Raw genomic sequence first — 11,667 nt, forward strand, 5'->3', positions numbered from 1 at the left:
TAATTAAGTTAACCTTTCTAGGTTTTAATCATTCTAGTACGGTTATTGATGATATAAAAGAGAGGATTGATGAGTAACGTAAAGCAACTTCCTATTCAATTACAAAAACTTGGCTTGATGCGCTTTGAACAGTTATACCCGCAGCAAAGTAAACAAAGTGAAGTTGTAAGGTTATTAGCATTAAGCGACTTTGCTTGGCGCAGTTTAGAATCACAACCTGATTTAAATACTTGGCTATTATGCAAAGACGAAATACAAAATAGAGTAATAGATTCTCCTTTTAAAAACCTTAATTTAGCTGATATTGATGAAGTGCAGTGCCATAAAGTACTTCGCCAATATCGTGAAAAGTACTGGCTCAAAGTCGCCTTTTTAGATTTATGCTGTAACAATCCCATTGCCGATAGTATTAATTACATAAGCAAACTGGCTGACATGCTAATAAATAGTGCTAACCAATGGGCGCATGCACAGGTGGCAAAAGTAAATGGTGAGCCGCTTGATGAGCAAAACCAAGCAATGCCGTTAATGGTGTTGGGTATGGGAAAACTTGGCGGACAAGAGCTAAATTACTCCTCTGATATTGATCTCATTTTTGCATATCCGCGCAGTACAAAAACCCAAGGTGGCCGCAGAAGCCTTGAGGCTCAAGTATTTTATACCAAAGTTGCACAAAAGCTCATTGCATCACTTAACCAAGCCACCGGTGACGGGCAGGTATTTAGGGTTGATATGCGCCTACGCCCGTTTGGCGAAAGTGGCCCTTTGGTTATGAGCTTTAATGCCATTGAAGATTACTACCAAGAACAAGGTCGCGACTGGGAACGCTACGCGATGTTAAAAGGGCGCTTAATTGGCACGCCTAACAAATATTGGGATGAATTTATTAAGCTTTTAAAGCCGTTTGTTTATCGCCGGTATATTGATTTTTCGGTGATTGAATCTTTGCGTAAAATGAAGTTAATGATTGCACAAGAGGTTCGCCGTAAACGCTTAACTAATAATATAAAATTAGGCGCTGGTGGTATTCGTGAAGTTGAATTTATAGTGCAAGCCCTACAAATGGTACGAGGTGGGCGAGAGGCTAATTTACAAACTCAATCATTACTTAAAGCATTAAATGAGCTGGCACTTAGCCAAGTTATAGATGAGCAAGAAGCGAGCGAGCTTAAACGCAATTACCTTTATTTGCGAAAAGTTGAACAGTACTTACAAATATTTGACGATCAGCAAACGCAAACACTCCCCGATGATGAATTGAACCAGCAGCGCTTAAATTTATTATTAGAACAAGCTGATTTTTCTGCCACTTTAATCACTATTGAAAAGGTAATGAAGCAAGTTAACGGCGAGTTTGCACTCGTTATTGGTGAAGAAACCGCACCACTAGATACCTGTGAAGGTGCATTTATTAGTGCTTGGGATCATGGTGATGTCAGCTTTCTAAAAGAGGCTAGAGATGAATGGCAAACACCCCTTAACGATTTTAAATTAAGGTTGTCTAAGGTCAACATAGGTAACCGAGGGCGTGAAACCCTTGATAAATTAATGCCTGTTTTATTGAGCCAGTTAAATGACTTTAATGCCAGCGCAGCTGCTTTTACAATGGTTTGCCAAATTTTTAATAAGATAATTTCACGTACTGCTTATTTAGAATTGTTGTACGAAAACCAAGGTGCGTTAAAGCAACTTGTTTTACTGTGTTGTCATAGCAAATGGATAGGCGAGCATATTTCTCGCTACCCTATATTGCTGGATGAGCTAATAGACCCGGCTGTTCTTTATAAACCGACACCATTAACCGCTTATAAAGATGAAATAAGACAGTATTTTTTACGAATAGAGCATGACGATTTAGAACTGCAAATGGAGTCGCTTAGGCAATTTAAGCAAACGCATCAATTACGAATTGCTGCTGCTGATGCAACCGGTGTTCTTGATGTAATGAAAGTAAGCGATCACTTAACCGTATTGGCTGAAGCGATTGTTGATCAAGCTGTTAATATTGCATGGCATAACACCGTTAAGCGTTTTGGTATGCCCCCTGGCACTGATGATGAAAACAAAGGTTTTGCTGTTATTGCATATGGTAAAACAGGCGGCTTAGAAGTAGGGTACGACTCAGATTTAGATTTGGTGTTTGTACATAATCATGATGGCTCAAGCCAAACCAATGGTGAAAAACCGATAGATTCTCGCCAGTTTTATTTAAAACTCGCTCAGCGCTTAATGCATTTATTTAATACTCGTACTGCATCGGGTATTTTGTATGAGCTTGATACGCGATTACGCCCTGAAGGTGCATCAGGTTTACTTGCTATCAATTTAGAGAGCTTTAATCACTATCAGCAAACTCAAGCATGGACGTGGGAACATCAAGCACTTGTGCGGGCTCGGTTAATTTTGGGCCAAGACGATCTTATAGAGCGTTTTTCACAAATTCGTAAAAGTATTCTTTGCCAACAGCGCGATGATACCGTGTTAAAAGCCGATGTAATAAAAATGCGCGAAAAAATGCGCGACCATCTAGCGAAGGGAAATATTGATCAATTTGATTTAAAACAAGATATTGGTGGTATGGCTGATATTGAGTTTATTACGCAATATTTAGTACTTAAACACGCGAATGAGTTTGAGCAGCTTACCGTTTATTCAGATAACGTAAGAATATTAACGGATGCAGCAAATATAGGCTGTATTACTAAAGAGCAAAAACAGCAGTTGATCAAAGCGTATATTGATTATCGCTCGTGTTATCACGTGCTGAGCTTGGATCAAAAAGGCAAATTGATCTCGCGAGAAGCTTTTTTACAAGATATTACTAACGTAACGAATATTTGGAATAGTATTTTTGAATTGAATTGAATTGAATTGAATTGAATTGAATTGAATTGAATTGAATTGAATTGTAAAACCCAAGCGCTTGCTTGGGTTTTTTGTACGTGTAAACCCTTAAACCTTTAGCTTTAAACAGTTTGTTCGCACAAATTCTGATGGTAACTCTGTAATAACCGCTGCTCTTTGTTTGTGGCAAAAGTAAGTGTAAACCTCATGCTCAAAGTCGTCATTTATAGCACGACCAATTTGATAAAGTGCTGAAGTAAAGTTGCTGTCTACTCTAAAATGATCTTTAACTACGTAGTCTTTACTTAAATACCAGTAAAGCTCAATACCTTCATTTTTTGCGTATTTATTGAGTACGTTTTTAAGTGTTGTGCCATTTTCAAAGCGCCTCGGTTCAACTTTTCCAGTCCAACTTGTTGGCATAGGATCAACTGTTCGCGCACGTTCAGCCAATACTCTATCTAAGGTTTGTTCTGGTGTTTTAAGCTTTAAAACAAATTTATCTCGTTCTTTATTACTTTTTACTTGGTTACGAATAGAAGAGTAAAATCGTGACAATCCTTCGGCGGCTGCATTTTTAGATTTTTTTATATCGAATACAGAACCATCACCCAACAGAAAGTATACGGCGAGTGCTATTAACACAACTGCAAATGATAAATGTCTAATCCAAAACCACATTATTATTCCCCACCTTATTTGTTCCTATTATTGTTATACCATTACTTTTTATAAAAAGAAGGGGTATTTTTATCAGGTCGAGTTTTAAAACGACGGTGTAGCCACATGTATTGCTCTGGTGCAGCATTTATACATAGCTCTACGCGTTGATTAACGCGTATTACATCAGCTTTATCATCACCACTGGGGAAGTTTTCAAGCTCAGGTACTACCTCTAAATGGTACTTACCATTTTCGTCACGGCGAGAGATTAAGCTCATAGTTTCGCAGTTTTTACTGCCAGCAAACATAAGAGTACCTGTTGTAGTTGCAGTGTCGGGAACAGCGTAAAATGGCACAAATTCACAGCGGTTACGGCCGTAATCTTGATCGGGTAAGTAATAGCATACTTTTTTATTTTTTAATGATTTAAGCAAACCTTTTACATCTTTTCGGCCAATTAAGTATTCGTTAGAACGAAGACGGCCATTAGTTGTAAAGTATTCCATTAGTGCGTTGTTGTGAGGACGATAAAAGCCTAAGCCTTGGCATTTCAATCCCATCACACGACTAGCCATTTCAAGATGCAAGATATGGGGTACAAGTAATAAAATACCTTTACCAGAGGCTTGTACACGCTCAAAGTGCTCTAGACCTTTGATTGAACCATATACACTTTCAACTCGCCACTGCGGCCACCACCAGGCCATACCAGTCTCAACCATAGCAATGCCGGTATTTTCCATATTTTTGAGTACAAGATCTTTTTGATCTGCTGCGCTCATATCAGGAAAACATAATTTAATGTTAACTTCTGCAATATGGCGACGGCGTTTCATAAACTTATGAACTAAGCGGCCAAGTTGTTTACCCATCGCCAACTGTAGTTTTTGTGGCAACCAAGAGATCAAATATAAAAATAAAACGCCAACCCACGTTAACCAGTATCGAGGGCCTAAAAAAGATGCTTTAAAAGGAGAAGAAGTGACCACAAAAATCTCTCTGAGAATAAAAACGATAGTTTAACGCTAAGCGCTGTAAAATACAAAAAGCCAGCATTTAGCTGGCTTTTAATGTGTTCATACTATGCGAGTAATGAAATTTAAGCGGCTTTTAAACCTTGATTTATAGCCACTAAATCTTCACTTGTTAGTGTTCCCGCAGCTTGTTTTAGGCGAAGGGTAGATAACACATAACGATAACGTACATCTGCAAGGTTACGCTTTGCATCGTACAAATTTTGCGTACTTACTAGTACGTCAACAATTGTACGAGTACCTACTTCAAAACCAGCTTCAGTTGCTTTAAGGGCACTTTGAGCTGAAACAACCGCTTGCTCTAGCGCTTTGTAAGTAGCAATGTCTGAAACAACTTGATTATAAGATGTAATCACTGTGCGAGTTACTGCGCGGTAATTTGTTTCATAGTCTTGGCTCGCACCTACGTAAAACGCACGGGCCTGATTTGTTGCAGCAACTGTTGCACCACCTGAATATAAAGGTACGCTAAAGTTAAGCCCTACAGAGCTTGAGTCTGAACGTGGCTGATCATCAAAGTTAGCGCCATTTATTTGATTGTCTGTAAGAGAATCGCCGTAACTAGCACTTAGGGTTAGCTTTGGGTAATGACCCGCTTTTGCTAATTCAATTTGATCTTTTGCAATATCAACCGTTACTTTAGACACTTGTAGGTTTATATTTTTATCTTCAGCTACTTTAACAAAGTCGCTTGAGCGCTTAGTTGGTTTAGTTGTTGAGAAAGTATCTGTATTTAAAAAGTCTAATTTTTCGTGATATTTACCTGTAATCTCACGAAGTTGCTCACGTGCTGTTTCTACAGCATTACCTGCAATAATTTCTTGAGCTACAGAGTTATCAAACTGAGCTTGCGCTTCGTGTACGTCTGTAATTGCTGTTAAGCCTACCGCATAACGTTGTTTTGTTTGCTCAAGTTGACGTTCAATTGCACGTTTTTCAGCTTCAACAAATTCAAGGTTATCGCTTGCACTTAATACGTTAAAATAACCTTCAGCAACGCGTACAATTAAGTTTTGTTTAGCTGCATCGTATAGGCCGCTTGCTTGAAGCGCTTGCTTGTCGGCAATATCTAACGTATTCCAGGCACCTAAATCAAATAATGTTTGGCTTAAGCTCACACCGCGCGAGAATTGGTCTGTATCACTTTCAACTTTTACTTGGTTAGATAAGTCGCCAACGCTTTGGTACGACGTTGCATCGCTTTTTGTATAACCCATAGTTAAACCAATTTGAGGTAATAGTGCACTCATCGCCAAATCGCTTTGGTAAGACTGCGCATCGGCTTGGGCTTTTGCTTTTAAAACAGTAGGATCGTTAGCTGTCGCTATTTCAAAAACTTGTAGTAAATCTTCAGCTTTCACTGCTGTTGCACCTAATGCGCATGATAAACTAACTAGCGCCGCAAGAATGTTCTTTTTCATGTGGGGTTCGGTCCTTAGACAATTTTTGTACTAAAAGCATGTTAACCTGTTTTACTGCATAACAAAAAAAATAATTAGTAAAACAGTATGTTCAAGTGTAACAGAATATATTAACGCATTTTAAAGCTTTAGATAAGTAGGAGTTAGCTACGTGGTTGATAAAAAACTCGTTCAATTTACACATAAAGATGTGAATTTAAAGCCAACAAAAAACCTTTATAAAGGTTTTTTTCAGGTTGATTTATACCAGTTCGAACATGCTCTTTTTGCGGGTGGAAAATCTAAAGTAATTAGCCGAGAAATATTAGAACGTGGCGATGCAATTGCAGTACTCCCTTACGATCCAATATCAGATACTGTTCTTTTAATTGAGCAAATACGTATTGGCGCTATTAAAAGCAAGCATTCGCCGTGGCTACTAGAGTGCATAGCCGGAATGACTGACGGCAGCACTGATTACGAATCAGTTGTAAAAAAAGAAGCGTATGAAGAAGCTGGGCTTGAACTAACTGAACTTGAATTTATGCTTTCATACCTATCAAGCCCTGGTGGTACAACTGAGCGCTTACATTTATATTTAGCGCGTACTGACTTAAGCCAAGTGAAATCAGGTGTATATGGTCTTGAAACTGAAGGCGAGGATATAAAAACTCATATTTTATCAGTTGATGATGCGCTAATGCGCCTCAATAACGGTGAAATGGATAATGCGGCAACGGTTATTTGTATGCAGTGGCTTGCGCTAAATCGCGAAAAAATGGCAAGCAAATGGGCATAAACTCTTACTAATATTATGGTGGTACTTTGACAGCACAATTAGCAACAAAGCGATATATTCAGAGCCTCCCAAAGTATTTAACACTTTGTGAGCATAACTATGTGCGACTATTAAAGTTGTTACCGAGCGAGCGCAATATAGGAAGCATTCGTGAAGTTAAACTTGGCAACAGTGAGTTTGCTACAAAAATTGATGGCAGCGCTAAATACACTATGGATATTTCAATTAAGCAGCTAACAGGAATGGTTAAAGGGATTACGCCGCTGTATTTAACGGTACGCATGTATCACGATGCCAAAGTGGCTGAAATTGTTCACCACGATTACCATCAACGCATAAAACCATCTTATGGATACCCTAACCCTAAAATGCATCAAAAAGATGAAAAGTATCAACTTAATGCTTTTTTATACGACTGGTTAGTGGCCTGTGTAGAGCACGGGCAAGCAACATTAAATTGGGATGTAAATAATGGCTTGGTTTGATGATACATATACATTTGATAAATCATCTTTGTGCATTGCGCATATTACTGACAGCCATTTATTTGCAGACAAAAGCGGTGAGTACTTTACTGTAAATACTGCAGCTCATTTTGAACAAGCTTTGGCGCACATAGCTAAGCAATCAATAGACTGTATTATTTTTGGTGGCGATTTAACACAAGATCATAGTTTTGAATCGTACTTATTATTTAGTGAACTTATAAATGCCAGTGACATTACTTGTCCTGTATTTTGGGTGCCAGGTAATCATGATGAACTAGCAATGCTTAATCGCATAAGTGGTGGGCAAATAAATTCGGCTAAACATATTATTGCTAATGGGATTGAGCTACTTCTTATTAATTCTAAAGGGCCCACGCCCGCAGGATGGGTTACTGGCACGCATTTAGATGAAGTAACGGACGCTTTAGTCAACTCGAATAATAGTAAAGTTATATTTTGTCATCATAATCCGCTGCCAATAAACGGCTACCTTGATAAACACTTATTAGAAAATGGCCCACAGCTTTTAAATATCTTAGTTAATAGTAATAATGTATCTGCGCTTTTTCATGGGCATGTGCACAATGATTACGAACAAAGTTTTAGAGGCCTGCCCATATATGCGACCCCAGCCAGCTCAATACAGTTTGTAAAGCACACTTCACAGTGGGAGCAAAAAAATGCGGGACCAGCTTACAGAACGCTAAATATAAAGAGTAAAAAAGATAAAGTAGAAGTAAAAACGGAAGTAGTATGGCTAAACGCGTAATTTATATTCATGGCTTTAATAGTTCACAAAAATCATATAAAGCTGTGCGCTTTGGTGAGCTTATGGCAAACTATGACGTTGATTATTGTGTACCGAACTTAAACCACGAGCCCCTACAAGCTATAATTGAGCTTGAACAATTACTAACGCCAAATACCGTTTTATTAGGTAGCTCGTTAGGTGGTTTTTTTGCCACGTATTTATCGCAGCGTTATCAAATTCCTGCAGTGGTTATTAATCCCGCGGTCGCACCCTATAATTTATTACAGTCGTTACTTGGACCTAATTATAATCCGTATCAAGATTATCATTACGATTTAAATAACAGTCATATTGAGGCACTTAAATTACTCGCTGTAGATAAATTAGCATACCCTGAGTTACTGTACTTATTACAGCAAACAGGCGATGAAGTGTTGAACTTTCAACACGCAGTAAAATATTATTCGCAATGCAAGCAATTGATAGAATTTGGTGGCGATCATAGCTACGTTGAATTTGAACGCACTTTTGCAAGTATTGTAGATTTTCTTAAAATCACGTAAAACTAGTTAGCCTGAACTGAGGTTAGTTACTATATTAACGCTTTAGCGCATATAACAATAAAACTAGTAAAACGTATTAGAGCCTTAGCGGATATAAAGACAAAAACTATGAGTGATCAAAATTATAACGCCGAAGCCATTGAAGTACTTAATGGATTAGATCCGGTAAAACGACGCCCAGGGATGTACACAGATACAACACGTCCCAATCATTTAGGCCAAGAGGTTATCGATAACAGTGTCGATGAAGCTATGGCGGGTCATGCTACTCGTATCGACGTAATACTCCACGAAGATAACTCGCTTGAAGTAAGTGATGACGGGCGTGGTATGCCTATTGATATTCACCCAGAAGAAGGTATCCCTGGGGTTGAATTGATCTTCACTAAATTACACGCCGGTGGTAAGTTTTCTAATAAAAACTATCAATTTTCGGGTGGTTTACACGGTGTAGGTATTTCGGTAGTAAATGCGTTATCTACGCGTGTAGAAGTAACAGTAAGGCGCGACGCTCAGCAATTTAGAATGGCATTTGAAAGCGGCGATAAAGTAGAAGACTTAAACGTAATTGGTACAGTCGGTAAGCGTAACACCGGCACTACGGTTCGTTTTTGGGCTGATGTTAGCTACTTTGATTCACCAAACTACTCAATTACTAAACTTAATCATTTATTAAAAGCCAAAGCCGTTTTGTGTCCAGGGCTGCGAATTAAGTTTGTTAATAAGCAAACAAAAGAAACCCAAGAATGGTTTTACGAAACAGGCTTAAAAGATTATTTAGTTGAAGCAATTAAAGGTTTTGAAACATTACCGCAAGACCCGTTTGTTGGCGAATTTAAAAGTTCAATTGAAGGCGCTGACTGGGCTGTTGTATGGCTACCAGAAGGTGGTGAATCAATAGCTGAAAGCTACGTAAACCTTATTCCTACCGCGCAAGGTGGTACGCATGTAAATGGTTTACGCCAAGGCTTACTTGAAGCAATGCGTGAATTTTGTGAGTTTAGAAACTTACTCCCTCGTGGTGTGAAATTAACTCCTGATGACATTTGGGATCGTTGTAGTTACGTGTTGTCGGTTAAAATGCAAGACCCTCAATTTGCCGGTCAAACAAAAGAAAAACTATCATCACGCTCGTGTTCTGCGTTTGTATCGGGGGTTGTAAAAGACTCGTTTAGTTTATGGTTAAATGAACATACAGATACCGCAGAGTTATTAGCTGAGTTATGTATTTCAAATGCGCAAACTCGCTTGCGTGCAGCTAAAAAAGTAGTGCGTAAGCGTGTTACTGCAGGTCCTGCCTTACCGGGTAAACTTACCGATTGTAGCGCGGCCGATAACGACCGTACCGAATTGTTTTTAGTGGAAGGTGATTCTGCTGGTGGCTCTGCTAAACAAGCAAGAGACCGTGAATTTCAGGCTATCATGCCGCTACGTGGTAAAATTTTAAATACCTGGGAAGTTGAGTCAGGCCAAATACTAGCATCACAAGAAGTACACGATATTTCAGTGGCGCTGGGTATTGATCCAGAATCAACCGATATGTCGGCATTACGCTACAATAAAATTTGTATATTGGCCGATGCTGACTCGGATGGACTACACATCGCAACACTATTATGTGCACTGTTTGTTCGCCATTTCCCAGAGTTAGTAAAAACAGGGCATGTGTATGTAGCAATGCCGCCATTATTTAGAATCGATATTGGTAAAGAAGTTTATTACGCACTTGATGAGCAAGAAAAAACCGCTATTTTGGCGCGCATAGAAGCCGAGAAAAAACGCGGAAAAGTAAACGTACAACGATTCAAAGGTCTGGGTGAAATGAACCCGTTACAACTGCGTGAAACCACGATGGATCCAAATACACGACGTTTAGTGCAGCTTACGCTTGATGAAGAAGTAGAAACCATGGAAATGATGGATATGCTGCTTGCTAAGAAACGATCGCCTGATCGTCGTCAATGGTTAGAAGATCATGGTAACAAGGCACTCGTTTAATTACCTGTACTTAACACTAGGAGAGGCGAATGAAAAAACTACTAGGAAGTTTGCTGTTACTTGGGCTGACTACCGCTCCTGTAATGGCGAAAAATATACTCGATAAGCTCACCGTAGCACCGGGATTTGAAATAAGCTTATTTGCAAATGATGTAGAAAATGCACGTCAAATAGCTGTTTCAAAAAAAGGTATTGTGTATGTTGGCTCTCGCAAAGCGGGCAACGTATATGCGCTTATTGATCATAATAGCGATGGCGTAGCAGATAAAAAAATTGTTGTGGCTAAAGGCCTAAACATGCCCTCTGGCATAGCAATTAAAGATGGCGATTTATACGTAGGCGAAGTACATCGTATTATTCGCTTTAAAAATATTGATACCCAATTAAAAGATCCAAAATTTGATGTGGTTTATGACGCATTACCGAGCGAGCGTCATCATGGTTGGAAATTTTTACGTTTTGCACCAACGGGCGAGCTAATCATTCCGGTGGGTGTACCGTGTAATATTTGTGCTGAGGATGAACGTTTTGGTCGTATTTTTGCGCTTAATGTAGAAACAAAACAAATAAAAACAATAGCCAAGGGCGTTAGAAACACCGTCGGTTTTGATTTTCATCCAGCTACTCAAGCTTTATGGTTTAGTGATAACGGTCGCGACATGATGGGCGATGATATTCCGCCTGATGAGTTAAACCGTGCAACGCAAGAAGGTGAGCATTTTGGTTTTCCGTATGTTCATGCCGGTGCAATTATTGACCCTGAGTTTGGTGAAGGTAAAAATATTGCCGATTACACGTCGCCAGCTCTTGCACTTGCTGCGCATGTAGCGCCACTGGGTATTCATTTTTATAACGGTAAGCAATTTCCAGCAAGCTATAAGCAACAATTATTTGTTGCTGAACATGGCTCATGGAACCGTTCTAAAAAGTCAGGTTATAAAGTAGGGCTAGCAACAATTGAAGTAGGTCGCGTAACTAAATATACGCCATTTATTACTGGCTTTATGAAAGACGAAACAACATTTGGACGCCCTGTTGCATTTGCAGAATTAGGTGACGGCAGTCTGTTAGTAAGCGATGATTACGCCAATGTAATCTACCGTGTAAGCTATAAGAAAAACTAGGTA

General features: G+C 39.1%; 10 protein-coding genes. 7 read left to right on the forward strand and 3 right to left on the reverse strand.

The window, feature by feature from the left end; translation table 11 throughout:
• The first annotated feature begins 69 nt into the window (after positions 1-69).
• Positions 70-2,865 carry a bifunctional [glutamate--ammonia ligase]-adenylyl-L-tyrosine phosphorylase/[glutamate--ammonia-ligase] adenylyltransferase gene (gene glnE, locus QL995_RS10375; RefSeq protein ID WP_290294120.1) on the forward strand — a complete coding sequence of 932 codons (2,796 nt, stop codon included), beginning with the start codon at positions 70-72 and terminating at the stop codon, positions 2,863-2,865.
• 87 nt (positions 2,866-2,952) lie between these two features.
• Here glnE and QL995_RS10380 read toward each other — a convergent pair whose 3' ends face one another.
• From QL995_RS10380 to tolC, 3 genes are all read right to left on the reverse strand, one after another.
• Positions 2,953-3,525: a toxin co-regulated pilus biosynthesis Q family protein gene (locus QL995_RS10380; protein ID WP_290294121.1), complete on the reverse strand. Its 573-nt coding sequence runs from the start codon at positions 3,523-3,525 to the stop codon at positions 2,953-2,955.
• 41 nt (positions 3,526-3,566) lie between these two features.
• Entirely contained in the window at positions 3,567-4,496 is a 930-nt protein-coding gene (lpxL, locus tag QL995_RS10385) for an LpxL/LpxP family Kdo(2)-lipid IV(A) lauroyl/palmitoleoyl acyltransferase (RefSeq protein ID WP_010553290.1), read from the reverse strand.
• 110 nt (positions 4,497-4,606) lie between these two features.
• Positions 4,607-5,962 carry an outer membrane channel protein TolC gene (tolC, locus tag QL995_RS10390; protein ID WP_165735501.1) on the reverse strand — a complete coding sequence of 452 codons (1,356 nt, stop codon included), beginning with the start codon at positions 5,960-5,962 and terminating at the stop codon, positions 4,607-4,609.
• 151 nt (positions 5,963-6,113) lie between these two features.
• Between tolC and QL995_RS10395 the strand changes: the two genes are divergently transcribed.
• The 6 genes from QL995_RS10395 (at position 6,114) to QL995_RS10420 (ending at position 11,664) form a co-directional block, all read left to right on the forward strand.
• Positions 6,114-6,740: an NUDIX domain-containing protein gene (locus QL995_RS10395; RefSeq protein ID WP_165725184.1), complete on the forward strand. Its 627-nt coding sequence runs from the start codon at positions 6,114-6,116 to the stop codon at positions 6,738-6,740.
• Between the two features lie 26 nt (positions 6,741-6,766).
• Positions 6,767-7,225: a DUF1249 domain-containing protein gene (locus QL995_RS10400; protein ID WP_007585381.1), complete on the forward strand. Its 459-nt coding sequence runs from the start codon at positions 6,767-6,769 to the stop codon at positions 7,223-7,225.
• Complete coding sequence (locus QL995_RS10405; RefSeq protein ID WP_290294122.1) at positions 7,212-7,997, forward strand: metallophosphoesterase; 786 nt, start codon at positions 7,212-7,214, stop codon at positions 7,995-7,997. The genes QL995_RS10400 and QL995_RS10405 overlap by 14 nt, the downstream gene beginning before the upstream one ends.
• Entirely contained in the window at positions 7,982-8,542 is a 561-nt protein-coding gene (locus QL995_RS10410; RefSeq protein ID WP_007585377.1) for a YqiA/YcfP family alpha/beta fold hydrolase, read from the forward strand. The genes QL995_RS10405 and QL995_RS10410 overlap by 16 nt, the downstream gene beginning before the upstream one ends.
• Positions 8,543-8,650: 108 nt before the next feature.
• Positions 8,651-10,540, forward strand: a complete 1,890-nt coding sequence (parE, locus tag QL995_RS10415; protein ID WP_010553287.1) for a DNA topoisomerase IV subunit B — start codon at positions 8,651-8,653, stop codon at positions 10,538-10,540.
• A 29-nt stretch (positions 10,541-10,569) separates the two neighbouring features.
• Positions 10,570-11,664: a PQQ-dependent sugar dehydrogenase gene (locus tag QL995_RS10420; protein WP_010553286.1), complete on the forward strand. Its 1,095-nt coding sequence runs from the start codon at positions 10,570-10,572 to the stop codon at positions 11,662-11,664.
• The last annotated feature ends 3 nt before the right edge of the window (positions 11,665-11,667 follow it).

It is taken from the genome of Pseudoalteromonas sp. APC 3358 (assembly GCF_030408075.1).
Taxonomy (GTDB): Bacteria; Pseudomonadota; Gammaproteobacteria; order Enterobacterales; family Alteromonadaceae; genus Pseudoalteromonas; species Pseudoalteromonas arctica.